Source organism: Streptomyces sp. NPDC043908, from assembly GCF_056435525.1.
Genome location: NZ_JBWKEI010000020.1, coordinates 76419 through 101818, shown reverse-complemented (window position 1 = coordinate 101818; position 25400 = coordinate 76419). Strand labels below are relative to the sequence as shown.

The following is a 25400-nucleotide window of genomic DNA, read 5'->3' as shown; positions in this document are numbered from 1 at the left end:
GGGGGGTTGCTCGCGCCGTTCCCCGCGCCCCTTGAAGCGCCCCTTCGGGGCGCCCCGGGAATGCCGCGCAGCGGCATGTGAGGGGCGCGGGGAACGGCGCGAGAAGCCCCACCGGCCCGCAGCCGGAGTCCGGGCCCTGAAGGGGCGCGGGGAACTGCGCGACCAGCCCCCCACCGGCCCGCACGCGAACACCGTGCCCCGGGGCAGCCCCCACTGGCCCGCAGGTGGACACAAGCGCCCCGGGGGTCAGCCCGCCACCGGCCCGCCGGCGAAGGCCGGGCGAACCCGGCGTCAGCCCCGGCGTCGGCCGCGGGTTCGCCAGGCCGTGCGCAGTTGGCTCGCCAGGAACAGGGACGCCAGGGTCGGGATCGTCGCCCGGTAGCAGTCCGGGGTCGTCCAGGCGTACGCGGACGCCGGGACCAGGACCGTCAGGGCCGCAACCCGCAGGCCCCACCAGCGGCGGCCGCGGGGGACCGGGATCGCCGGGGTGCCCAGGTCCGTGGAGAGGGAGTCGCGGATGCCGCGCAACACGCCCCGGCGGGCGAGGAGTTGGGCGCCCGGCGCGGTGCGCAGGATCTCGTCGTGGTCGCCGAAGCCCAGCGGGAGGGCGGGCAGGCCGAGCGCCGCCACCAGGTCGGCCTGGCGGGCGGCGGGGGAGTCCGCGCCGCGCAGCAGCGCCACCAGCGGCCGGGCGTCGCGGACCGCGAACGCCGCCGCCAGGGCCCGCGCGGTCGCGGAGGCCGCCGCGTGGTCGGTGACGGGCGCCGCCGGGTCCCACTGGTGGGCCGCGGTCTCCGTGCCCTTCTGCACGAGCGTGAGCCCGTACCGGGAGCCGCTGCGGCGCAGGACCAGCGCGGGCCACTTCTCGCCCGTGGTGAAGCTGCCGGCCGCCGCCGTCAGCCGGTCCTCGCGGCTGAGCGCCGCGCGCCGCCCGGGGACGGGGTCCGGGACGAGCTCCACGTAACTGGTGCCGGGCCGGGCGGGCGCGATCCGCAGGGAGACCCCGCACATCAGCGCGGCCTCGGCGACGGCGTGCGGGGGAGCGGCGGCTATCGCCAGGGTGCGCGGCTGCCCGGGGCCGGCCGGGGCGGGGGCCGCGGGCGCGGTGTCCGGCCGTCCGGGCCGGGAGAACAGCGGGGTGCGCGAGGCCAGTTGCATCCGCACGCCCGAGCGCAGCTCCACGAACTCGGTGCGCGGCTCGCCCAGATACGCCCACGGATACGTCCGCGCGCCCACCCCGATCGCCCGGAACACCTCCAGCGCCTCCTCCCACCGCTCGTGCAGGATCAGCATCAGGACGAGGTGGTTGCGGAAGTCCGCCGCGTCCGGGTCGCCCGGCTCGTACCAGGTGGACAGCTCCAGGCCGCGCTCGACGGCCGCGTCGATCCTGGCCCGCTCGACGGGGCTCTGGCGCGGGTCGTCGGAGACGACGACGTACTCGACGGCGGCGAGCAGCGGCAGCGCGTGCAGCTTGGAGCCGGGCAGGGCGCTCCCGGCGGCCCGCTCGGCGAAGGCGAACATCTCGCCGTGCGAGCCGTACCACTTCTCGGAGAGGTACTGCAGGGCCGCCGCGTGGCAGCCGTAGTGGTGCGGGGCGCGGGCGACGGCCTCCGCCCAGTACGCGTCGAACACCTCGCGCGAGGCCTGGCTGCCCCGGGCGTGGGTGAGGGCGATCTGCCAGGGCACCGGGTCGGTGGGGTTGAGCCGGGCGGCGGCCGAGGCGACGGGGACGGCGTCGCCGAGCAGCGCGAAGAACGCCTGGAACTGCTCGGCCGCCACGTCCTGGGCGCGTGCGGCGCTGCGTACCTCCCACGCCTGGTGGACGCAGAGCTCGGCCTTGACCAGGACGGCGTCGGGGTCCTCGGGTGACTCGGCGAGCCAGTCCTCCAGCCAGCCGGGGCTGTGCAGGGCGGCGGTGGCGAGCTGGGTGACGTAGGTGCTGCGGCGCTCCCACTCGGCCCGCTCGCGGGTTCCGGCGAGCAGGGCGGCGGCGGGGCCCCGGTCGCCGGCGTGCACGGCGGCGAGCGCGTCGCCCATCGGGCCGTCCGGGGCGTCGAGGGTGACGGCCTCGTCGGGCGGCAGGTCCGCGCCCACGGCCGAGCCGTGGCGGAGCATACGGGGCATGGAGAGCAGCGAACGCAGGTGCACGAGTGATTATTGAATCAGTGACCTTCCGGGGCCGGGCCCCGGGTCCGGGGCAGCGGGGGCGGGCCCCGGACGGGAGATCGCTGGTTTGACCCCGGGGAAGGCGACCCGTAGCCTTGACCCTCGGCGTGTTTCCATGCGCGCCCGCCTCTGAGCACCTCCCTCCCGGCGACCGTCCGCGGTCGTGGGGAGAGGCCGCTCGTCCATTCCGGATCGTCACGGGCCCGCCCGTGCGAGCGGCTGGCTTCAGAGGTCCCGTCCCGAGTGAGAGAGAGATCCGCGTGTACGCCATCGTGCGCAGCGGTGGTCGCCAGCACAAGGTTGCTGTCGGCGACATCGTTGAGGTTGACAAGATTTCCACTGCCAAGGTTGGCGACACGGTCGAGCTCTCGACCCTGCTCGTTGTCGACGGCGACGCTGTGACCAGCGACCCGTGGGTGCTGGCCGGCATCAAGGTCACGGCCGAGGTCGTGGACCACCACAAGGGTGCCAAGATCGACATCCTTCGGTACAAGAACAAGACCGGTTACCGCCGTCGCCAGGGCCACCGCCAGCAGTACACGGCGATCAAGGTCACCGGCATCCCCGCGGCTGCGAAGTAAGGGACTGAGGAGACATGGCACACAAGAAGGGCGCATCGTCCACCCGGAACGGTCGCGACTCCAACGCTCAGCGGCTCGGTGTGAAGCGCTTCGGCGGTCAGACCGTCAACGCCGGTGAGATCCTGGTCCGCCAGCGTGGCACCCACTTCCACCCGGGCGCCGGTGTCGGCCGCGGTGGCGACGACACGCTGTTCGCCCTGGAGGCCGGCGCGGTGCAGTTCGGCACCCACCGCGGCCGCAAGGTCGTGAACATCGTTCCGGTCGCCTGACCGGTTCCTACGTGAGGCGGACCTCACTTCCCGTACGGGTTCCGTACGGGAAGCAGGTCCGCCTTTCGCGTGTTTCCTTAGAAACACGGCATTACCCAGACATTCCGTACTCCCCCGGCCCTCGCCGGGGGGACCCCCTGGAGGCAAGCCCATGACCACCTTCGTGGACCGCGTCGAGCTGCACGTCGCCGCGGGTAACGGAGGCCACGGCTGCGCCTCCGTTCACCGAGAGAAGTTCAAGCCGCTCGGCGGCCCCGACGGCGGCAACGGCGGCCGCGGCGGCGACGTCATCCTGGTCGTCGACCAGTCGGTGACCACGCTCCTCGACTACCACCACAGCCCGCACCGCAAGGCCACCAACGGCGCGCCCGGCGCCGGCGACAACCGCTCCGGCAAGGACGGCCAGGACCTCGTCCTGCCGGTCCCGGACGGCACCGTCGTCCTCGACAAGGACGGCAACGTGCTCGCCGACCTCGTCGGCCAGGGCACCACCTTCATCGCCGGCCAGGGCGGCCGCGGCGGCCTCGGCAACGCGGCGCTCGCCTCCGCCCGGCGCAAGGCCCCCGGCTTCGCGCTGCTCGGCGAGCCCGGCGAGGCCCGTGACGTGGTCATGGAGCTCAAGACCGTCGCGGACGTGGCCCTCGTCGGCTACCCGAGCGCCGGCAAGTCCTCCCTGATCTCCGTGCTCTCGGCCGCCAAGCCGAAGATCGCGGACTACCCGTTCACCACCCTGGTCCCCAACCTCGGCGTGGTCACCGCGGGCTCCACCGTCTACACCATCGCCGACGTCCCCGGCCTCATCCCCGGCGCCAGCCAGGGCAAGGGCCTGGGCCTTGAGTTCCTGCGGCACGTCGAGCGCTGCTCGGTGCTCGTGCACGTCCTGGACACCGCCACCCTGGAGTCCGACCGCGACCCGGTCTCCGACCTCGACATCATCGAGGCGGAGCTGAAGAGCTACGGCGGCCTCGACGACCGGCCCCGCATCGTCGTCCTCAACAAGATCGACATCCCGGACGGCAAGGACCTCGCGGACATGATCCGCGGCGACCTGGAGCAGCGCGGCTACCAGGTCTACGAGGTCTCGGCGGTCGCCCGCACCGGTCTGAAGGAGCTCTCCTTCGGCCTGGCGAAGATCGTGGCCGAGGCGCGTGCTGCCAAGCCCGTCGAGGAGGCCACCCGGATCGTCATCCGCCCCAAGGCGGTCGACGACGCGGGCTTCACGGTCACCTACGACGAGGCGGCCGAGGTCTACCGGGTGCGCGGCGAGAAGCCGGAGCGCTGGATCCGCCAGACCGACTTCAACAACGACGAGGCCGTCGGCTACCTCGCCGACCGGCTCAGCCGCCTCGGCGTCGAGGACCAGCTGATGAAGGCGGGCGCCCGCGCGGGCGACGCCGTCGCCATCGGCCCCGAGGAGAACGCGGTCGTCTTCGACTGGGAGCCGACGATGATGGCGGGCGCGGAGATGCTCGGCCGCCGCGGCGAGGACCACCGCCTGGAAGCCCCCCGACCCGCCGCGCAGCGCCGCCGCGACCGCGACGCGGAGCGCGACGAGGCACAGCAGGAGTACGACGACTTCAAGCCGTTCTAGGCGCCTTCCTGGAAGCGTTGTCGGTCGGCTGCGGGTCCGCTGTGGCCGAGCGCGCAGTTCCCCGCGCCCCTGGGCAGTCAGGGGCGCGGGGAACTGCGCGAGCAACCCGGCACGGTCCGCAGACGAACGACCCCGGCCGCCCGCCAGAGGGCTTTCGGGAAGGGGCGGGGCGGGGGAAAACCCCGCGTCCGGCCCCCACGGCCGCGGCGGCATACTGGACACGTTCAGCAAACGTACGATGTCCACCGAACGTCAAGGAGTAGCCCCCCGTGCGTAATCCCGAGGCACCGAGACTGCTGGGGGTCTACCGGCGGGCCGTGCCCGAGAGCGTCCGCAAGGCGATCGTCTCGCAGGTCGACGCCGACATGCGGCGCCGCGTGAAGATGCGTATCGCCGGTGGCGCCGCCGTCGCCGAGAAGATGCGCGCCGCCCGCGTCACCAAGCGCTACCAGACCCTCGCCTCCGGCCCCGACCGCGCGGTCGTGCACGTCGGCAAGGACCCCAAGGTCGCGCTCGTCACGCCCGGGGTCACCCCCCTCCAGGCCCGCCGCGCCAACCTCGACGCCGTGCTGCGCGCCCTGCACGCCGCCGGCCTCGACCACTTCTGCGTGCGCGGCCGCTCCGAGACCGCCGCCGCCGTCGCCGTCCGCGAGGACGACCGCACGGCCGTGCTGAAGGTGCTGGAGGCGCTCTGCGGCGACCAGCCCGGCTACGTCACCCACGTCAAGGGCAACAACCCCGTCCCCGAGGCCTCCCTGCCGGGGTACGAGGACGGCACCTGGCGCCGGTTCAAGAGCGCCGGGACCGTCCGGGTCACCTGGTACCGCACGGACCCCACGCACCGCCTGATCCTGGGCAACCGCTACGGCTGCGACGTCGAGTTCTGGCACGAGGAGGACGGGCAGCTGGTGCCGCCGCGCGTCGGCAAGCTCGCCGAGTCGCTCGCCCCGACGGGCCCCACCACCCGGGTCTCCGAGGCGTACTTCACCCACCTCGCCCCGCGCGAGGCCCCCGACGCGGCCCAGGTCCCCACCCGCGCCGAGTTCGCCATCCACCCCACCGACGAGATCACCTTCCCCATCGACGTCGTCTACACCTGGGTGAACGGCGCCGACCCGGCCTGGCTGCGCCGCCGCGCCGCGTTCACCGGCGAGACCTACCACGCCGAGGCCGCCAACGCCGCGCGCTACCTCAGCCGCGACGAACTGCGCTACTCGCTGCGCTCGCTGCACCTGTACGCGCCCTGGGTACGCAACGTCTACCTCGTCACCGACGACCAGACGCCCGAGTGGCTGGACACCACCCGGCCCGGCATCAAGGTCGTCAGCCACAAGGAGATCTTCCGCGACCCGGCGCTGCTGCCCACCTTCAACTCGCACGCCATCGAGAGCCAGCTCCACCACATCGACGGCCTGGCCGAGCACTTCCTGTACTTCAACGACGACGTGATGCTCGGCAACGAGGTCACCCCGCAGGACTTCTTCCTCTCCAGCGGCCTCACCAAGTTCTTCCCCTCGCCCGCGCTCGTACCGCTGGGCGCGAGGACCCCCGAGGACCCGCCGGTGGCCGCCGCGGGCAAGAACAACCGCCGGCTGATCGAGGAGCGGTACGGGGCGGTGGTCGTGCAGAAGATGAAGCACATGCCGCACCCGCTGCGCCGCAGCCTGCTCACCGAGATCGAGACGGAGTTCGAGCCGGAGTACCGCTACACCGAGGCGAGCCGGTTCCGCTCGGAGGACGACATCTCCATCTCCTCCTCGCTGCACCACTACTACGCGTACCACACGCAGCGCGCGGTGCCCTCCGAACTCCCGTACACCTACCTCGATCTGACGCACCCGTGGACGGAGACGCGGCTCGGCCGGCTCCTCGCCAACCGGGACAAGACGGTGTTCTGCGTCAACGACACCGTCTCCACCGAGCAGGACGTGCACGAGCAGAAGGATCTGATCACGCCGTTCCTGGACGCGTACTTCCCGGTGCCGAGCCCGTTCGAGAAGGACTAGCGCCCACCGGTCGGCGCGACCGAAACGAAGAGGGGGCCCGCCCCGGCCGTCCGGCCGGGGCGGGCCCCCTCTCTCCGTATCCGCCGCGTCAGTCGCGCTCGTACCGCGACTTCACCGGGAAGTACGCGCTCAGGAACGCCCGCAGGACGCGGTCCTGCTCCTCCACCGACACCTCCGCGTCGGCGGACTCACCGATGCAGAACGTGTCGTGGCCGCGCTCGGCGAGCAGCCGGGTCAGCACCGTGTGGTGGTCGTAGTTGCCCACGTTGATGTAGCTGCACGAGATCGCGCTCGGCACCGAGCTGCCGGTCAGGTAGCCGTAGTGGTGGTGGAGCGAGGACGTGATCGACAGGTCCGAGTTGGCGCGGAAGGGGTTGGCCGCGGTCCGGCCCACCTCCTCGGGGAACTTGTCCGCGATCTCGGTCAGCACACTGCGGCGCAGCGGGTGCGGCGCGTGCAGGAAGCTGTTGGTCGCCACCCGCCCGAACGCCTTCTCCAGCAGCGCCCGGTTGTTCTTGGCGGCCGCGAAGTAGCCCTCGTCGTCCGGGGACGGCTCGGTCGGCGGGACGGTGGTGGGCGAGCGGAAGAACTTCGCCACCCCGTTGCTCAGGAAGAACGACGACGGCGCCAGCGGACGCCCGATGAACACGTCGTCGTTGAGGTAGAGGAAGTGCTCCGCGAGGCCCTCGATGCGGTACAGCTGGCTCTCGATGGCGTGCGAGTTGAACGTCGGCAGCCAGGCCGGGTCCTTGAAGATCTCCCGGTGGCTGACGACCTTGATGCCGGGCTGGGTGGTGTCCAGCCACTCCGGCGTCTGGTCGTCGGTCACCAGGTAGATGGTGCGCACCCAGGGCGCGAACATCTCCAGGGAGCGCAGCGAGTAGCGCAGCTCGTCGCGGTTGCGGAAGCGCACGTCACCGCTGTCGGCGTCGTTGGTCGGCATGTTGCGGCTGCGGCGCACCGAGTCGCGGCGCTCCTGCCAGGCCGGGTCGGTGTCGTCGACCCAGGTGTAGACGACGTCGATCGGGTAGTCGACGTCCCACATCAGCTGCTTGGTGAACTGCGCGAGCGTCGGGTAGTCGCGCTCGCCGACCCGCAGCTTGGCCGTGGCCTCCAGGTTGGGCAGACGGCGCCCGAGCAGGGTCGTCAGCCGGGGCGTCTCGCGCCAGCCGTCCTCCTCCGACTCCGCCCAGAACTCCAGACCGCAGCCGTAGGCCGGGCCGTAGCGCAGGGTGCGGCTCTCGGAGGTGATCGGCTTGAACACCCGCAGGCCCGCCACCTCACCGACGCCGTCGAGGCGCTCGGCGAGGACCGCGCCCGGGGCCGCGCCGCGCGGGGTGACCAGCTCGGCGTAGACCGGCTTGCCGTGCAGGGCCGTCGACATGGCCTCCAGGACCCGGCGGCGCATCTCCACGGGCACGGCGACGCGGTGGGCGACACCGACGTCGTGGCGCAGCAGGATGTACGGGATCCCCGCGTCCTCCAGGACCTTGGCGGTGATCTCCAGGTTGATCTGGGCCATGCGCGGGCCGGTGATGTCGTCGCGCTGCTCGGCGAGGCGGCCGGCCGAGCGGATCAGCGTCCCGCTGCGGTCCTGCGCCTGGATCATCACCTCGCGGGCCTTCTGCTCGTCCGCCGAGTTCGACAGGGCCGAGACGGGGGCGGCGACGCTGAAGCTGCGGGTGCCGCCGGCAGCGATGCGCAGCGCCGTGCGGTCGGCGCGCTGGGCGAGGCGCTCGGGGGTGTCGCGGCGGGCCACCAGCTTGGTGAAGAGCTCCTCCCAGCGGGAGGTGATGTCCTCGCCGCCGAACCGCTCGTACACGCCCTTGCGGGCGGCCTTGCCGAAGGCGTGCCGGGTGTCGTCCTCGCCCATCAGCCGGGACATCGCGGCGGCCAGCGAGTCGATGTCGCCGGGCGGCACCAGCAGACCGTCCACGTCGTGGCGGATGATCTCGGCGGGCCCGGTGACGATGTCGTACGCGATGACCGGCACGCCGGCCGCGAACATCTCCAGGAGCACCAGCGGGAACGCCTCGTTGCGCGAGGGCAGCAGGCAGACGCTGGCCTTGGCCCACTCCTGCTCCATCTGCGAGGAGCGGCCCACCAGTTCGATGCGCGAGTGCATGCCCAGGCCCTCGACGAGGCGGCGCAGACGCACCTCCTGCGGGCCGTCGCCGAAGATCCGCAGCTGCCAGTCGGGGAAGTCCGCGGAGATCCGGTGGAAGGCGTGGATGGCGTGGTCCAGCTGCTTCTCCGGGGTCATCCGGGCAGCGAGGACGATCGTCCTGGACTCCAGGTCGGCGCGCGGGCGGTAGCCGTCGGGCACCGCGTTGGGGATCGCGGCCAGCTCCGGCGCGGAGTCGCGCAGCGAGTCGGAGAACCAGTCGTTGGTGCGCTCGGTCAGCGACACCAGCGCGTCCACGCGGGGGCCGTAGACCAGCAGCGGCTCACCGGAGACGCCGCGCAGCTGGGAGGCGCGGTGCTCCTGGTGCACGGTGACGACCCGGGAGGGGGCGAGCTCGGCGGCGGCGGCCAGCAGCGCCGGGGTCGTGGTGATCAGCACGTCCGAGTCGAGGGAGCCGAGGGCGGCCGTCATCTCGATGTCGGAGAGCCGGTCGAACGTCGACTCCCAGGACGGCTTGATGATCTCGCTCGGCAGCGACTCCAGGGTGCGGCAGGCGTTCTCGTCCAGCGAGCTGGGGCGCACCGGGCGTCCGTACGATTCGGTCCTGTCCACCAGGTAGCGCCGCTTGACCTGCTGGGCGGCCGAGAAGAACGGCTCCGGGCGGGTCTTGAAGACGCTCAGCACCTCGACGTCGTGCCGGGGAGCGAGATGGATCGCCTGGGTGTAGGCGGCCATCTCGGTGCCGCCCATCTCGTCGCCCCAGGTGAGCAGAAACGTGATCTTCATGCAACTTCCTCTGCGCCACGGGGGGCGGTTCCGAATCCGGTACAGGACACGGCGAGCACGCCGGCCGGTGTGACGTAGGCGTGCACCCGCGCGAGCGAACCGTTGTCGAGAGCGACGATACGGAACGGCGTCCGGTAGACCTGCTTGGGGTGACGCACATCGGTCAGCCGCCGGGCGATCTTGATCCGGTTCCCGCCGGCCTTCAGGTGCATGTCCCAGGTGCGGGTGGTGCGGCCGACCGCCATCTCGGCGAGCGGTACGTCGAAGGTGAAGCGGTCACCGTCCCACACCGGCACGGCCGCGGCCGACTTGCCGCCGCGCCGCAGCACCGCCTCCGCGGTGTACTCCTCGACGGGGGCCTTGGGCGCGATGAGCCGGCCGTGCACCACGATCCGGTCCCAGCGCAGCTCGAACGAGGTGAGCTCGGCCTGATGGCGCGGGCCGCGCACGTTCAGCATCGAACGGCCGTCCACCGAGCGGACCGGACGGAAGACCGCGCCGCTCGTCGGGGACGGCGACGTGGACAGGGTCGGGCCGTCGGAGGACTCCACCGGAGCCGAGGCGATCTTCGCCCGCACCTCGCGGCCGTCACTGCCCGTGACGACGACCTCCATCCGCCACATACCGGACGAGAGCACCGGACCGCGGGTGGCGGTCTCCGACGGATCGTCATGGCGCAGCGGAACGGTCGCCGTCAGAAGGAGACTTCCGTCACTCTGCGGCTCCTGCTCCAGCTCCACGTGGACGACCTTGCGCCCGCGCGACAGCTCCAGATGAGCAGCGCCGACCGCCTCGGGACGGCGCGGGAACGTCACCGCGAAGTTGAGGGTGCGCCCACCGGAGACCGAGAAGTGCACCGGTCGCAGCAGCGGACGCGGCTTGACTCCGTCGATGGCCGGTACGGTATGCATCTGCTCGACACGTCGGCGCATACGTACTGCCGCGCGGCGCGCCCGCTTGGCGGCGCCCACCGCATAGGGCAGCAGTGAGTCACTCACGGTGAACCTAGCTCTCGTCTGGGCTAATGGTCAGCGTTGCATGCTGCCAATAATGCGTAAGATCGGCAAGTTGCTTCGTAATTCTATCGATGCATCACGATTGCATCATCGAGTGGAACCCAAACGAAGTTTCCGCCCTCTCCTCGGGTGGCGGTCTGCTTGATCGCAGATGAACGTGGAGCGGGGAGTGGGAGAAAGACATGGGACGCTGGCCGAAGACGGGACGCCAAGTGGCCTCCCGGCGTACCGTGCTGGCTTCGCTGGCGGGGATGGTGGCAGCGGGGGCGATCGCCGGGTGTGACAGCAAGCACCCCTCGGCCCGAGGCGCCGCCGCCGTCACCAGTCAACCACCGAAGCCGGTGTCGCTGCTGCCGGTCGACCACCGCAGCAGCTTCGACACCCCCGGCCGCCCGCTCGCCATGGCGATCGTCGCGCACCCGGACGACGACCTGTTCTTCATGAACCCCGACACGCTCCACACGATCGAGCGCGGCGTCCCCGTCGTCTCCGTGTACGTCACCGGCGGCGGCTCCTTCGGCGTCAACCAGGCACCCGGCGAGCCCAAGGCCCGCCCCGACGTGCCCGCCTACGTCTCCGCCCGCCAGCAGGGCCTGCGCCAGGCGTACGCCCGCATGCTCGGCGCGACCCTGTTCACCCCGTGGACGCGCACCGCGCTCAAGCTGCCCGGCGGACGCGAGGCCGAACTCAACGTCCTGGAGTACGAGGGCCGCCGCGCCGAACTGATCTTCCTCGGCGTGCGGATGCACGAGAAGACCGGCCGCGGCTGGGTCGGCATGACCCAGCTGTGGAACACCTCCGGCGTCGTCCTGCGCACCCAGCCGACCCCCGAGTCGCCGGTCCGCGAGAAGTACACCTACAGCCGCGACGAGCTCACCGACGCGCTGCTGTTCCTCCTGCGCAAGTACCGGCCCACGCTCGTGCGCACCCTCGACCCGGACCCCGACGCCCAGGTCCACGACAAGCTCCACCCGCGCGGCAGCGACCAGGTCGGCTACTCCGACCACCCCGACCACACCGCCGTCGCCCTCTTCACCTGGCGCGCCCTCGCCCAGTGGGGCCAGGGCAGCAGCGAGGGCACCCGCACCCCCGGCTTCCTCACCGAGGCCTTCCGCGGCTACTACAACCAGCGCTGGCCGTACAACCTCCCCAATGACACGGTCCACCAGAAGACCGAATACCTCAACGCCTACGGCGGCGCCTCCAGCTGGCAGTGCGGCAACGCATCGGGCTGCGGCGACTACTCCGTCGGCCTCAACGGCGTCCTGAAGTCCAAGAAGGGCTGGGTCCGCTCCACCCACCGCCGCTACCCGACCGCCGGCCCCAAGGTCGTCATCGACGAGGACGGCCGGATGAGCGCCTACGCCGTACTCGGCACCCGCGCCGCCCGCTGGCGCGAGTCCGGCCCCTACAGCGGCGGCTGGGGCGCAGCCGAGGACCTCGGCGGCGGCCCCCTCGCCCCCGCCCTCAGCGCCGTCGTCGCCGCCGACGGCCGCCACCTCGTCCTCGGCCTGCGCTTCACCGGCCTCGGCTCCACCGACAAGGACGACACCCGCGAGATAGTGGTCCTCCAGCAGAAGAGCGCCGGCGGCGCCTTCGAAGAGCGCTGGACCAGCCTCGGCAACCCCGAGACCGACCCCCGCCGCTCCCGCCTCACCGGCCCGCCCACCGCGGTCGCCGCCCCCGACGGCACCATCCACGTCTTCGTACGCAACGCCGCCAAGGGCGTCAGCACCCGCGTCCGCGACAAGCAGGGCACCTGGTCGCCGTGGCAGAAGCTCACCGGCGGCGGACAGATCCAGGAAGGCCTCGCCGCCACCGTCGACGGCGACGGCCGCATCCACGTCTTCGGCTCCGCCTTCGGCTGGGTCGAGCACTGGACCCAGAAGAACCCCGGCGGCCCCCTCGTCCGCGGCGTCCGCGGCCTCAAGACCCGGCCCGGCGACGCCCCCGACGCGGTCACCGCCCAGGACGGCTCCGTGCTGCTCGCCTTCCACAAGCCCTCCAGCGACCAGATCAACGTCGCCCAGCTCCGCGGCGGCCAGGCCGGCCGCTGGACCGAACTGCCCGACCAGAAGGTCACCGGCTACGGCCCCGTCGCCCTCGTCGACGGCCAGGACCTCGCCACCGGCGGCGTCATGCTGAGCTCCCGCAGCGGCACCGGCTCCATCGAGATGGTCGACAGCGGCAAGCAAGTCACCCTCCACGGCGACGCGTCCTCCGGCTTCATGGTCGGCGCCCCCGCCGTCGTCCAGGGCGCGAGCGAGGGCGTCGCCCTCGTCACGCTCAACCTGAACACCACCCCCGCGGTCACCAGGGTCCCCCCGCGCGCGGGCACCGTCTGAGCGACACACCGGTCCGCCCCGCCCGGCCGGGGCGGACCGGAGGACAGCGGGGGCGCGCGCACAACTCCCGTACGCCTCATATGTCCCGGCCCGCACCCCCGTGCGTCGGTTCGCGCCTCCAGGACCGCCCGCCCGTCCTTACGCCGCCCACACCTTCGTACGAAAAGTCACAGGAGCGGCCGCCCCCGCTCCCGCCCCGCGCCCCGGACCGCCTCCTAGACTGTCCGCATGACTTGGATGATCACAGGCGGTGCCGGGTACATCGGATCCCACGTGGTGAAGGCCCTCGTCGACGGCGGGGAGCGCGTCGTCGTCCTCGACGACCTCAGCACCGGCGACCCCGCCCGGCTGCCCGAAGGCGTCCTCCTCGAACGCGGCACCGTCCTCGACCGCGCCGTCCTCGACCGCGTCCTGCGCGAGAACGACGTCGACGGCGTCATCCACATCGCCGCCAAGAAGCAGGTCGGCGAATCCGTCGAACGCCCCCTGCACTACTACCGCGAGAACGTCGAAGGCCTGCGGACCGTCCTGGAAGCCGCCGCCGACGCAGGCGTACGCCGCTTCCTGTTCTCCTCCTCCGCCGCCGTCTACGGCATGCCCGACGTCGACCTCGTCACCGAGCAGACCGCATGCCTGCCCATGAGCCCCTACGGCGAGACCAAGCTCGCCGGCGAATGGCTCGTCAGCGCCGTCGGCAAGGCCCACAACATGGCCACCGCCTCCCTGCGCTACTTCAACGTCGCCGGCGCCGCCACCCCCGACCTCGGCGACCCCGGCATCTTCAACCTCGTCCCGATGGTCTTCGAACGCCTCACCGAGGGCAAAGCCCCGCTGATCTTCGGCAACGACTACCCCACCCCCGACGGCACCTGCGTACGCGACTACATCCACGTCGAGGACATCGCCGGCGCCCACCTCGCCGCCGCCCGCCGGCTCGCCGCCGACCCCGACGCCGCCCTCATCCTCAACATCGGCCGCGGCGAAGGCGCCTCCGTCGCCGAAATGGTCGACATCATCCGCGACGTCACCGGCATCACCGAACCCGCCCCCGAGGTCGCCCCCCGCCGCCCCGGCGACCCCGCCCGCGTCGTCGCCTCCGCCGAGCTCATCACCAAGGAACTCGACTGGACCGCCCGCCACGACATCCGCGCCATGATCACCTCGGCCTGGGAAGGCTGGCAGCTGCGCCACCCGCGCGACTGACCCCCCGGATGGCTACGGGGGCCCCGGGCCCCCGGCTCCCGGGCCGCCGGACCCCAGTGGCCCCGGCCCGCCGGGCGGGGGCCAGTCCACCCGGCGGGGGCCCGTGGGCCCGTCCACCCGGCGGGGCCTGCCAGCCCGGCCGGGGGTACGCCCACCCGGCGGGGGGTCTGCCCACCCGTCGGGGCCTGCCCGCCCGGCCGGGGGCCAGTCCACCCGGCAGGGACCCGTCCAACGCTCGAAACGGCCGTGCGCCCCCACCCCGGCCTGACATAGATTTCCCGGTGTGACAGTGGCAAGGCAGTACGTGACCCAGGCCCGCAGGATCGTCGTCAAGGTGGGCTCGTCCTCCCTCACCACCGCCTCCGGCGGCCTCGACGCCGACCGCGTCGACGCCCTCGTCGACGTCCTCGCCAAAGCCCGCAGCGGCGGCGAGAAGGAAATAGTGCTGGTCTCCTCCGGCGCCATCGCCGCCGGACTCGCCCCCCTCGGCCTGCGCCGCCGCCCCACCGACCTCGCCCGCCAGCAGGCCGCCGCCAGCGTCGGCCAAGGCCTCCTCGTCGCCCGCTACACCGCCTCCTTCGCCCGCTACGGCGTACGCGTCGGACAAGTGCTCCTCACCAGCGACGACACCAGCCGCCGCGCCCACTACCGCAACGCCTACCGCACCCTCGACCAGCTCCTCGCCATGGGCGCCCTCCCCGTCGTCAACGAGAACGACACCGTCGCCACCGACGAGATCCGCTTCGGCGACAACGACCGCCTCGCCGCCCTCGTCGCCCACCTCGTCCGCGCCGACCTCCTCGTCCTCCTCTCCGACGTCGACGGCCTCTACGACGGCGACCCCAGCACACCCGGCACCACCCGCATCGGCGAAGTACACGGCCCCGACGACATCGCCCACGTACAGATCGGCAGCGCCGGAAAAGCCGGCGTCGGCACCGGCGGCATGGTCACCAAGGTCGAAGCCGCCCGCATCGCCGCCGCCGCCGGCATCCCCGTCGTCCTCACCTCCGCCACCCACGCCGCCGACGCCCTCGCCGGCCGCGACACCGGCACCTACTTCCACCCCACCGGCCGCCGCTCCGCCGACCGCCTCCTCTGGCTCGCCCACGCCTCCACCCCCCAGGGCCACCTCGTCCTCGACGACGGAGCCGTCACCGCCGTCGTCGAACGCCGCTCCTCCCTCCTGCCCGCCGGAATCGCCGCCGTCGAAGGCGAGTTCAGCGCCGGAGACCCCGTCGAACTCCGCGACACCACCGGCCGCGCCATCGCCCGCGGCCTCGTCAACTTCGACGCCAAGGAGATCCCCCAACTCCTCGGCCGCTCCACCCGCGAACTCGCCCGCGAACTCGGTCCCGCCTACGAGCGAGAAGTCGTACACAGGGACGATCTGGTCGTCCTGCACCCCTGAAACGGCTGAAAGTCCGGCCTTCGGACCGACACCTTCACGAAAACCGCCCCGCGACCCTGCCAGGACTGGTCAACTTTGTTGCGGGGTACTCGCGGGGAGACCCACGGGGTGGCCCGCAGGGTGCCCACGGGGAGACCCATGGGGTAACCCGCGGGTGACCTGCGGGGTGGCCCGCCGGGAGCCCACGGGGCGACCCGCGGGTGACCTGCGGGGGTGGCCTGCGGGGGTGGCCCGCGGGGGGTACGACAACGCATCGCAGCATCACAGGAGGCCGCCGGTGAGACGAGCGCGCCCGGGGGCGGCGCCCCGAGTCGGGGGAACCCACGCCCGCAGGGCCGTGGGGGAGGACGGGCGGACCCTGACCAGCGTGGGCACGGGGACCGACATCACACAGACCGAGGAGCGGGAGAAGCCCGGAGACACCCCCAGGCTCTGGCACATCACCCTCAGCGTCTCCGGCGCCGAAACCCCGCTCAAAGAGGTCCGCCGCGGCCTCGAGCAGCTCGCCCACGACCACCCCTTCTTACTGACCAGCAGATACGCCGGCGACCACGCCGAGATCCGCTACTGGGAAGAAGCCCGCGACCTGCACGACGCGGCGGCCGTCGCCCTGCGCCTGTGGGGCGAACACCGCTCCACCGCCAAACTCCCGCCCTGGGAGATCGTCGGCCTGGAGGTCATCGACCGCGAGACCTACCACCAACGCCTCGCCGAGGGCTACGGCCCCCCTCCAGCCGCACCCGTGGGGGTTCATCCCTTTTGAGGGGGTGAGGCGGGAGGGAGCGGTGCTGGAGTGGCCGGTGGGCGGGCCGGTGCGGGACGTGCCGGTGGTGGACGTGCCAGTGGTGGGCGGTCTGTTTCTGGATGCGCCGGTAGGGGGCAGTCCGGATCTGGATGCGCCGGGTCCGGGGGGCGTGGTTCTGGACGCGCCGGGTCCGGGTGCCCCGCCTTACGGAGCGCCGCCACCGCCCGCGATCCCCGGCGCCCACGGGCCCGTACGAGCCGGTCGACCCGACCGACCCGCACCCCCCGCCCGACCGGACCGTGAGAGCCCCGTCTCGGCACGTGGAATCCGTGCGGAACACGGCCGCCCGGCGCACTACCCTGCGGACATGAGCGCGTTTTCTCCCGACGAGAACCAGTCCCCGGTCACCCAGGCCGCCCACCGGGCCCGCACGGCCGCCGCCGATATCGCGCCATTGCCGCGCTCGGCCAAGGACGACGCGCTCCTGGCCATTGCCGACGCCCTCGAAGCCCGCACCGAGGAGATCGTCGAGGCCAACGCCCTCGACATCGCCAAGGCCCGCGACGCCGGGACCAGCGAGACCGTCATCGACCGCCTCACCCTCACCCCCGAACGCGTCCGCGCCATCGCCTCCGACGTACGCGACGTCGCGGCCCTCCCCGACCCCGTCGGCGAAGTCGTCCGCGGCTCCACCCTCCCCAACGGCATCGACCTGCGCCAGATCCGGGTCCCCCTCGGCGTCGTCGGCATCATCTACGAAGCCCGCCCCAACGTCACCGTCGACGCCGCCGCCCTCTGCCTCAAGTCCGGCAACGCCGTCCTGCTGCGCGGCTCCTCCTCCGCGTACGAGTCCAACACCGCCCTCGTCCGCGTCCTGCGCGACGCCGTCGCCGGCACGGGCCTGCCCGCCGACGCCGTCCAGCTCGTCCCCGGCGAATCCCGCGACTCCGTACGCGAGTTGATGCGCGCCCGCGGCCTCGTCGACGTCCTCATCCCGCGCGGCGGCGCCTCCCTCATCCGCACCGTCGTCGAGGAGTCCACCGTCCCCGTCATCGAGACCGGCACCGGCAACTGCCACGTCTACGTGGACGCCCAGGCCGACCTCGACATGGCCGTCGACATCCTCATCAACTCCAAGGCGTCCCGCCCCTCCGTCTGCAACGCCGCCGAGACCCTCCTCGTCCACCGCGACATCGCCGACGCCTTCCTGCCCCGCGCCCTCGACGCACTCGCCGAGGCCGGCGTCACCGTCCACGGCGACCCGCGCGTCCAAGCCTACGCCGACGCCACCAAGGCGACCGTCGTCGCCGCCACCGCCGAGGACTGGGAGACCGAATACCTCTCCTACGACCTCGCCGCCGCCGTCGTCGACTCCCTCGACGCCGCCGTCGCCCACATCCGGCAGTGGACCTCCGGCCACACCGAGGCGATCGTCACCACCTCCCAGGCCGCCGCCCGCCGATTCACCCAGTTGGTCGACTCCACCACCGTCGCCGTGAACGCCTCCACCCGCTTCACCGACGGCGGCCAGTTCGGCTTCGGCGCCGAGATCGGCATCTCCACCCAGAAGCTCCACGCCCGCGGCCCCATGGGCCTGCCCGAGCTCACCTCCACCAAGTACATCGTCACCGGCGACGGACACGTGCGATAACGGCATGGATCCGGCCGGGGGGAGCGGGGCGGCCCCGCCCCGCGCGCCGGGCGGGGGCGGCATCCGGCGTGTCAACCGAGGGGGAGAGTCAACCGAGGGGGAGAGTTCGGACACTCCCTGCCCAAAACATCCGCTACGGGGCTAGTCTGAACCCGTGCCGGACGACGTGGGGGGCAAGCCGTTCCCGAACGGCTGGGAGCCCGACGACGACCGCGGAGGTGCGGACGACGCGTTCGCCTCCGTGGTCTTCGACGAGGACTTCGTACGGGCCGCGCAGATCCACGAACCGAGCGCCGTGGAACGGCTGTTGGCCGCCGCGCAAGCCCGCGCCGAAGCCGAAGCGGCCCGAGCCCGCGCCGGCGCGGGAGCCGACGACGACTTCCCCTACCCGGCCCGCGACACCGACGCCTACGGCACCGCCTTCCCCGGCGGCGCCGACGCCGGCCCCTACGGCCCGCACGGCGGCGTATTGCGCCCCTACCGCGGCCGCGCCCGCTGGCACCGCCCCGTCGCCTGGCTGCTCGCCCTGATCATGGGCATCGGGATGGTCGCCCTGGCCTTCGCAGCCGTCTACCGCGGCGGCTCCAACAGCCGCGAGGACCCCGCCCCGCCCCCCGCCACCAGCAACGTGGACAAGTCCGGACCACCCGTTCCAGCCACCGCCGGCCCCACCGCCTCGGCGGACTACTCGGCCCCGGCGGTCGCGGCGGTACCCCGACGACCTTGAGGGCGGGGGGTGGGGGCCCTCCCCCCCCGCCCCCACCCCCTCCCCACCCACCCCCCGCACCCCACCCACCCCACGCCTGACCAGGCCCTTCCCCCGCGCCGACGGCGATCTGACCGTCTTCTGACCAGGCTCTGACCCCACCCCGCACAACCGCGTGGGAACTCGTCAGAACTTGTCGCGTAGCAGCGCGTTTACCGGCCCCTCCCGCGACCTACCCTGAAGGTATGGCAGGGCGTGGAGAGCCACCCGAGGGGACCCCGGAGGGCCTCCCCGGCGGAGGTGAGGACGAGTACCGATCCGTCGTGTTCGACGAGTCGTTCGTCCGCGCTGCCCGCCTGCAGGAGTTCTCCGCTCAGGAACGGATGCGCGAGCACGCGCGCGCGGTGCGCAGCCGGTCCAGCTGGTCCTTCAGGCCCTTCACCAAACAGATAGTCGCGCTGGCCGTCCTCCTCTTCATCGCGTTCGGCACCGCCGTGTACATGGGCCTGCGCCACCCCTACCAGCCCGGTGGCGGCAGCGTCACCGCCGAGCCCCTGCGCATGACGGTCATACCCCTGGCCCCGCAGACCGTCGTCCCCGGCATCGACGTCGCCCGTCTCTTCGACCACAGCCCGGCCGCCCAGTTCCGCACCGGCGCCGACGGCATCAACCTCCCGGCCGTCCGCAGGACCGCCCACTTCTCCGAGAGCCAGATCATCGCCGGTGTGACCACCGCCAAGGAGTATCTGGTCCAGTCCTCCCTCGACCCCCAGGTCCTGACCGGGAAGTCCGTGCACCAGGTGCGGGCTCTGCTCGATCCCGAGCTGGTCACCCAGTTCGACCAGAGCATCGACAACCCCGCCGACGACGGCCGGCACGCCGCCACCGGCTGGCTGGTGCGCTTCGATCCGGCCAAAGTCGCACTGGCCGACACCGAGGTGCGTGTGCAGGGCACCTTCCGCTACGCCGAGTCCGGCCGGGACACCCTCGACGTGACGTCCGACCACACCTTCACGTACGCCCTGCGGCCGGCTGCCTCCGGCCAGGACAAGGCGGCCTCGCTCTTCACCGTCCGCCGCGAGCTGCACTTCCGCTTCGACCGCGACGACCTGCGGCTGCACCGGGTCGAGCTGCAGTTCAGCTATGTGGAGGCCGGACCGCAGGCCTGCTCGGCCGATGTCTCCGCACAGCTGCGGCCGCTGCTCGCGGGCGAGCGGACCAGCGCGACCGGCCCGGCGGGCACCGACCCGTACGCGACCGGTCCCGCCACCGCGGCCCTCTGCGGCACTCTCGCCACCGGCGCCCAGCCGACGCCGTAGAAACCCCCGGACAGCTCCAAGCGTCCCTAAGCCTTCCTAAGCGTCCCGACCCGGCCCCTCCTGTGCCCCGCCCGGTCCCTCGCCGTCCGCCGCCGGGCCGGAAGGCCGGTCCTGCTGACCGTCCCGCTCCCCGCCTTTCGGCCGGTCCGAGGCGCGCGAGGCGGACCCCGCGCCCGTGAACTTGCCGTACAGCTTGCCGCCCAGGTCCGCCGTGCCGCCGGCTATGTCGCCGACCAGCTTCATCAGCGGGTCCTTGCTCGTGCGGACCGTCTCGGCGTACGAGGCGGCGGACTCGCGGAACGAGTCGGAGACCGATGTGTCCTTGTCCTCCTCACGACGGGGGTAGTGGCCGTCCATCAGGCGCTGGTAGTCACGGCTCTCGGCCCACTTCTTCAGCTCGGCCGCGCGCACGGTGGTGAACGGGTGCGAGCGGGGCAGCACGTTCAGGATCTTCAGGACGGAGTCGCGCAGGTCGCCGGCGGCCTCGTACTCCTCGGCCTGCTCCAGGAACGCGTCCACGTTCATCTCGTGGAGGTGGTTGCCGCCGGCTATCTTCATCAGGCCCCGCATCGAGGCCTGGAGGTCCTGGCCGACGAGCAGTCCGGCCCGGTCGGCGGACAGCTCCGACTTGCGGAACCACTCCCGCAGCGCCGTCACGATCGCCATCACGGCCACGTTGCCCAGCGGGATCCAGGCGACCTTCAGCGCCAGGTTGGTGAGGAAGAGCAGGATTGTGCGGTAGACCGAGTGGCCGGACAGGGCGTGGCCCACCTCGTGGCCCACGACGGCGCGCATCTCCTCCTCGTCGAGCAGCTCCACGAGGCCGGTGGTGACGACGATGATCGGCTCGTCAAGCCCGATGCACATCGCGTTGGGCCGGGGGTCCTGCGTCACGTACATCGCGGGGACCTTCTCCAGGTCCAGGATGTAACAGGCGTCCCGCAGCATCGAGTTGAGGTGGGCGAACTGGGCGTCGCTCACGCGCACGGAGTCGGAGAGGAACAGCAGGCGCAGGCTGCGCTCCGGCAGCAGCCCGCTGAGCGCCTTGAAGACCGTGTCGAAGCCGCTGAGCCTGCGCAGCGCCACCAGCGCCGACCGGTCGGCGGGGTGTTCGTAGGCCCGGGAGGAGATCCCGGGGAAGCGGCGGCGCTGCCTGCTCGGCACGCTGTCCTGGAAGTCGTCGGTCATGGTGTCCCCCTGTCGGAGAGTCTCGGCTCGTCCCCCTGACGACATCCACCCTAGGCGGTGGGGCTACCGTGGGGCGGGGGCCTGTGGATAACCAAGGAGACACCTGCCATGACGGACGCCGTCACGCTTCTCGCCGCCGCCTCGGACCAGCAGGGACCCGGAAATGTGCTGCGGATCCTGCTGCTGGTGTCGATCTTCGGTGCGGGCGGCCTCGCCTGGCTGCTGCTGCGCGGCTACCGGTCGGATGACGGTGGCGACGCGGCCGCGGCCGGGCCGGACGGCGAGCCGGGCCGGGGCGCGGGCCCCGACGCGGAGGGCGTCGTCAAGGACTGAACGGCTGAGTCGGCGTGAGAGTGCCCGGGCGGCCCGCATACGATGTGCCCGAAGTCTCCGCTCCGACTCCCGGATAGGTCCTGCTGACGATGAGCCTCACCAGCACCGCCGCCACGCATCTGGTCACCCTCGCCGAGGGCGCCGAGCACGGTGGCAACCACGAAAGCCTCAGCCCGTACGTCACCGGTGGCGGCGCGCTGTTCGCGCTGCTGCTCCTGCTGTGGATCACCACGCGCTTCAACCGCGACCGCTGAGTCGGGGCGTTTCCACCGGGCCAGTAGGCTCTGCACGCATGGGAGAGCAGGAAGTGCCTACCGGTCCGGTCAAGCGGCGCATCGGCGTGATGGGCGGAACGTTCGACCCGATCCACCACGGACACCTGGTGGCCGCCAGCGAGGTGGCGTCCCAGTTCCATCTGGACGAGGTCGTGTTCGTACCGACCGGGCAGCCGTGGCAGAAGAGCCACAAAAACGTCTCCGCGGCCGAGGACCGGTATCTGATGACGGTCATCGCGACCGCGTCCAACCCGCAGTTCTCGGTGAGCCGGATCGACATCGACCGCGGCGGCGCGACGTACACCGTGGACACGCTGCGGGATCTGCGCTCCCTCAACAGTGACGCGGACCTGTTCTTCATCACCGGCGCCGACGCGCTCTCGCAGATCCTCACGACCTGGCGTGACGTGGACGAGCTGTTCTCGCTCGCCCACTTCATCGGGGTGACCCGGCCCGGCCACATACTGACGGACGACGGTCTGCCCGAGGGCGGGGTGTCGCTGGTGGAGGTGCCCGCTCTGGCCATCTCGTCGACGGACTGCCGGGCGAGGGTCGCGCAGGGCGACCCGGTCTGGTATCTGGTTCCGGACGGTGTGGTGCGCTACATCGACAAGCGCCAGCTCTACCGCGGCGAGTGAGAGAAGGGCACCCGGTGAACGACCGACAGGACCCCTACGACCCCTATGCGCCGCAGGTGCGGCTTGTCGGTTATGACGAGTACGGCCAGCCGGTGTACCAGCAGGTGCCCCAACAGGGTTCGTACGACCCGTACGGCCATGCCCAGCCGCAGCAGACCCACCAGTCCGAGCAGGACCATCAGGCTCACCAGCAGGGGCAGCAGCACGGTCAGCAGGGCGGCTACGGGTACGACCCCTACGCCCAGCAGCAGCCCTCGTACGACTACGACTATGACTACGACCGTAGCTCTGGCTCCGGCTCCGGCTCCGGTTCGGGTCCCGGTGCCGGTTCCGGCCCGGGATACGACGCGTACGGGCAGCCCGCACAGCCCTCCGTGCCCCAGCAGCACCAGGGGTACGGCTATGACACGCAGCAGTGGGGCCGCGAGCAGCCCCAGGCCCAGGCCGCCCAGGCGTCCGCGCAGGCGCAGGCCCCCGTGCGGGAGGCCGAGCCCGAGCCCGAACCGGTGGCCGAGCAGGTCCCGGTGCTGCCGCAGCAGCGCAAGGACGAACGCGACTACCGCACCGAGCAGTTCTCGTTCATCGAGGAGCCCGACGAGGACTCCGAAGACGTCATCGACTGGCTGAAGTTCACCGAGAGCCGCACCGAGCGGCGCGAGGAGGCGCGGCGCCGCGGCCGCAACCGGGTGGTCGCGCTGGTCGTGGTTCTCGCGCTCGCGGTGGTCGGCGGTGTCGGCTACCTGTGGGCGGCCGGCAAGCTGCCCGGTCTGTCCTCGTCCTCGGACTCCGGGAAGCCGGCGGTCGCGGTCGGGGCGCAGAAGCGGGACGTGATCGTCGTCCATCTGCACAACACCCAGAAGGGCGGCACCTCCACGGCGCTGCTCGTCAACAACGCGACCACCAAGCAGGGCACCACCGTCCTGCTGCCCAACACGCTGGCCGTCTCCAACGACGACGGCACCCGCACCACGCTGGGCAAGTCGGTGGACGGCGACGGCTCGCAAGGGACCCGCGAGGCACTCGGCACCCTGCTCGGCACCAAGATCACCGGCACCTGGCGGCTGGACACGCCGTTCCTGGAGAACCTGGTCGACCTGGTCGGAAACATCGACATCAGTACGGATGCCGACGTGCCGGGCACCAAGGCGGGCTCGGCCCCCGTGGTGAAGAAGGGCGAGGACCAGACGCTGACCGGGCAGATGGCCGTGGCGTACGCCACGTACAAGGGGCCCGGTGAGGCGGAGGCCAAGCAGCTTCAGCGGTTCGGGCAGGTGATGTACGGGGTGCTGCGCAAGATCTCGGACGATCCGAAGGCCGCGACGATCACCGTGCAGACGCTGGCGCAGATCCTCGACCCCTCGCTGCCCGAGGCCGACCTCGGTGGCGCGCTGGCCAAGCTGGCCGAGCACGCCAAGGTCGGGGCCTACAAGACGGCGCTGCTGCCGGTGCAGCAGGACGGCACGCTCAGCGCGCAGGCCGGTGACAGCGTGGTCAAGGACATCCTGGGCGGTTCGGTCACCGCGCCCGACAAGGGTTCGGCGGTCCGTGTCGGCGTCAGCAACGCCAGTGGCACCCCGAAGGCGGCGGAGAAGGCCCGGGTCGCCCTGGTGAACGGCGGTTACGCCGTCATCGACGCGGGGGGCACGGGCACGGCGGCGTCGTCCTCCGTCACCTACGGTGACGCGAGCCAGAAGGCGAAGGCCGAAGAGGTGGCCAAAACACTGGGGCTGCCGGCCGGAGCGGTCCGGCAGGGCAAGGCCGCGGCCAACGCGGACGTCACCGTGGTGCTCGGCAAGGACTACAAGATCAAGTAATCCTTTCGGGGCTGTCGGCGGTCCGTGAGACCCTGGAGAACGATCTGAATCGATCTGACCGCCGACGAAAGCCAGCTTGTGACCGCCACGGACCGTTCCATCGAGCTCATCACCGCCGCCGCCCAGGCGGCCGCCGACCGGCTCGCGCACGACATCATCGCGTACGACGTCAGCGACGTGCTGTCGATCACCGACGCCTTCCTGCTCGCCTCCGCCCCCAACGACCGCCAGGTCAAGTCGATCGCGGAGGAGGTCGAGGAGCGCCTGAACAAGGAGCTCGGCGCCAAGCCGGTGCGCCGGGAGGGTGACCGCGACGCCCGCTGGATCCTGCTCGACTACGTGGACATCGTCGTGCACGTCCAGCACAGCGAGGAGCGCGTGTTCTACGCCCTGGAGCGGCTCTGGAAGGACTGCCCCGAGCTGCCGCTTCCCGAGGACGCGCTGAAGACCCGCGGCAAGGCCGCCGAGCACGCCCAGCTGCACGGTGGGACGGAGGACGGTGAGCTGAGCTGAACGGCAGCGACACGAAACCGGGCCGCGGCCGCCGCGTCGTCCTGTGGCGGCACGGCCAGACCGCCTGGAACCTGGAGCGCCGCTTCCAGGGCTCCACGGACATCGAGCTGACCGAAGCCGGTCTCGGCCAGGCGCGCCGCGCGGCGCGCCTGCTGGCGGCCCTGAAGCCGGACGCGATCATCGCCTCCGACCTCCAGCGGGCGGCGGCGACCGCCCAGGAGCTGGCCGCGGTGTGCGGGCTGCCGGTGACCCACGACGCCGCTCTGCGGGAGACGTACGCGGGCGCCTGGCAGGGCCTGACGCACGAGGAGATCGTCCAGCGCTACGGCGAGCAGTACGCGGCGTGGAAGCGCGGCGAGCCGGTGCGCCGGGGCGGCGGCGAGCTGGAGACCGAGGTGGCCGACCGGGCCGCCCCGGTGGTGCTCGCGCACGCCGACAAGCTGCCCGACGACGGCACCCTGGTCGTGGTCAGCCACGGCGGGACCATCCGTACGACCATCGGCCGCCTCCTCGGCCTGGAGTCGCACCACTGGGAGGGCCTGGGCGGGCTCTCCAACTGCTGCTGGTCCGTCCTCGGCGAGGGCGCGCGCGGCTGGCGCCTGCTGGAGCACAACGCCGGCACCCTCCCCGAGCCGGTCTTCGGCGACGACGACTGAGGGCGGGCCGACCGGGGCCGGAGCCGGCCGTGCCGCGGCGGCCTGCGGGCCGCCGCCGGGCAC

21 protein-coding genes are annotated in these 25400 nt (G+C 72.1%); 17 read left to right on the top strand and 4 right to left on the bottom strand.

Annotated features, from left to right (window positions below; translation table 11 throughout):
* Window positions 1-291: 291 nt before the first annotated feature.
* On the bottom strand, window positions 292-2124 hold the full coding sequence (locus tag AC069K_RS32565) for a hypothetical protein (protein WP_478622173.1): 1833 nt from the start codon (window positions 2122-2124) through the stop codon (window positions 292-294).
* 302 nt (window positions 2125-2426) lie between these two features.
* On the opposite strand from AC069K_RS32565, the gene rplU reads away from it, so the two are divergent.
* From rplU to AC069K_RS32545, 4 genes are all read left to right on the top strand, one after another.
* Window positions 2427-2747, top strand: a complete 321-nt coding sequence (rplU, locus tag AC069K_RS32560) for a 50S ribosomal protein L21 (protein WP_015033583.1) — start codon at window positions 2427-2429, stop codon at window positions 2745-2747.
* 14 nt (window positions 2748-2761) lie between these two features.
* Window positions 2762-3016 (top strand): 50S ribosomal protein L27, encoded by a 255-nt coding sequence (rpmA, locus tag AC069K_RS32555; RefSeq protein WP_108955339.1) that lies wholly within the window; start codon window positions 2762-2764, stop codon window positions 3014-3016.
* A 151-nt stretch (window positions 3017-3167) separates the two neighbouring features.
* A complete protein-coding gene (obgE, locus tag AC069K_RS32550; RefSeq protein ID WP_358835757.1) occupies window positions 3168-4607 on the top strand; it encodes a GTPase ObgE in 1440 nt (479 codons plus the stop codon).
* 269 nt (window positions 4608-4876) lie between these two features.
* Window positions 4877-6613, top strand: coding sequence for a stealth family protein (locus AC069K_RS32545; protein WP_365108337.1), 1737 nt, complete (start codon window positions 4877-4879; stop codon window positions 6611-6613).
* Between the two features lie 88 nt (window positions 6614-6701).
* Here the strand turns inward: AC069K_RS32545 and AC069K_RS32540 are convergent, their stop codons facing one another.
* Both AC069K_RS32540 and AC069K_RS32535 read right to left on the bottom strand, forming a co-directional pair.
* Entirely contained in the window at window positions 6702-9524 is a 2823-nt protein-coding gene (locus AC069K_RS32540; RefSeq protein WP_478622170.1) for a stealth conserved region 3 domain-containing protein, read from the bottom strand.
* Window positions 9521-10522: a hypothetical protein gene (locus tag AC069K_RS32535; protein WP_365108331.1), complete on the bottom strand. Its 1002-nt coding sequence runs from the start codon at window positions 10520-10522 to the stop codon at window positions 9521-9523. Before AC069K_RS32535 ends, AC069K_RS32540 begins: the two co-directional genes overlap by 4 nt.
* Window positions 10523-10722: 200 nt before the next feature.
* Between AC069K_RS32535 and AC069K_RS32530 the strand changes: the two genes are divergently transcribed.
* The 7 genes from AC069K_RS32530 to AC069K_RS32500 all read left to right on the top strand — a co-directional run bounded on the left by AC069K_RS32530 (window position 10723) and on the right by AC069K_RS32500 (window position 19920).
* Window positions 10723-12885 (top strand): PIG-L family deacetylase, encoded by a 2163-nt coding sequence (locus AC069K_RS32530; RefSeq protein WP_478622168.1) that lies wholly within the window; start codon window positions 10723-10725, stop codon window positions 12883-12885.
* A 228-nt stretch (window positions 12886-13113) separates the two neighbouring features.
* Entirely contained in the window at window positions 13114-14088 is a 975-nt protein-coding gene (gene galE, locus AC069K_RS32525; protein ID WP_365108326.1) for a UDP-glucose 4-epimerase GalE, read from the top strand.
* A gap of 283 nt (window positions 14089-14371) precedes the next feature.
* Window positions 14372-15499: a glutamate 5-kinase gene (gene proB, locus AC069K_RS32520; protein ID WP_365108325.1), complete on the top strand. Its 1128-nt coding sequence runs from the start codon at window positions 14372-14374 to the stop codon at window positions 15497-15499.
* 277 nt (window positions 15500-15776) lie between these two features.
* On the top strand, window positions 15777-16262 hold the full coding sequence (locus tag AC069K_RS32515; protein ID WP_358836978.1) for a hypothetical protein: 486 nt from the start codon (window positions 15777-15779) through the stop codon (window positions 16260-16262).
* A 349-nt stretch (window positions 16263-16611) separates the two neighbouring features.
* Window positions 16612-17895: a glutamate-5-semialdehyde dehydrogenase gene (locus tag AC069K_RS32510; RefSeq protein ID WP_358836977.1), complete on the top strand. Its 1284-nt coding sequence runs from the start codon at window positions 16612-16614 to the stop codon at window positions 17893-17895.
* A 154-nt stretch (window positions 17896-18049) separates the two neighbouring features.
* Window positions 18050-18622, top strand: a complete 573-nt coding sequence (locus AC069K_RS32505) for an SCO2584 family spore wall biosynthesis protein (protein WP_365108318.1) — start codon at window positions 18050-18052, stop codon at window positions 18620-18622.
* Between the two features lie 224 nt (window positions 18623-18846).
* Entirely contained in the window at window positions 18847-19920 is a 1074-nt protein-coding gene (locus AC069K_RS32500; RefSeq protein WP_365108315.1) for an SCO2583 family membrane protein, read from the top strand.
* Between the two features lie 36 nt (window positions 19921-19956).
* Here AC069K_RS32500 and AC069K_RS32495 read toward each other — a convergent pair whose 3' ends face one another.
* Window positions 19957-21108: a M48 family metallopeptidase gene (locus tag AC069K_RS32495; RefSeq protein WP_365108312.1), complete on the bottom strand. Its 1152-nt coding sequence runs from the start codon at window positions 21106-21108 to the stop codon at window positions 19957-19959.
* 108 nt (window positions 21109-21216) lie between these two features.
* Between AC069K_RS32495 and AC069K_RS32490 the strand changes: the two genes are divergently transcribed.
* From AC069K_RS32490 to AC069K_RS32465, 6 genes are all read left to right on the top strand, one after another.
* Window positions 21217-21441, top strand: a complete 225-nt coding sequence (locus tag AC069K_RS32490) for a hypothetical protein (protein ID WP_365108347.1) — start codon at window positions 21217-21219, stop codon at window positions 21439-21441.
* Window positions 21442-21530: 89 nt separating this feature from the next.
* On the top strand, window positions 21531-21695 hold the full coding sequence (locus AC069K_RS32485) for a hypothetical protein (protein WP_190092478.1): 165 nt from the start codon (window positions 21531-21533) through the stop codon (window positions 21693-21695).
* A 38-nt stretch (window positions 21696-21733) separates the two neighbouring features.
* Window positions 21734-22354 (top strand): nicotinate-nucleotide adenylyltransferase, encoded by a 621-nt coding sequence (nadD, locus tag AC069K_RS32480; protein WP_358837545.1) that lies wholly within the window; start codon window positions 21734-21736, stop codon window positions 22352-22354.
* A 14-nt stretch (window positions 22355-22368) separates the two neighbouring features.
* Window positions 22369-24168, top strand: coding sequence for an LCP family protein (locus AC069K_RS32475; protein WP_478622162.1), 1800 nt, complete (start codon window positions 22369-22371; stop codon window positions 24166-24168).
* A gap of 78 nt (window positions 24169-24246) precedes the next feature.
* Window positions 24247-24681 (top strand): ribosome silencing factor, encoded by a 435-nt coding sequence (rsfS, locus tag AC069K_RS32470; protein ID WP_365108305.1) that lies wholly within the window; start codon window positions 24247-24249, stop codon window positions 24679-24681.
* Window positions 24678-25337, top strand: a complete 660-nt coding sequence (locus AC069K_RS32465; protein ID WP_358837548.1) for a histidine phosphatase family protein — start codon at window positions 24678-24680, stop codon at window positions 25335-25337. The genes rsfS and AC069K_RS32465 overlap by 4 nt, the downstream gene beginning before the upstream one ends.
* The last annotated feature ends 63 nt before the right edge of the window (window positions 25338-25400 follow it).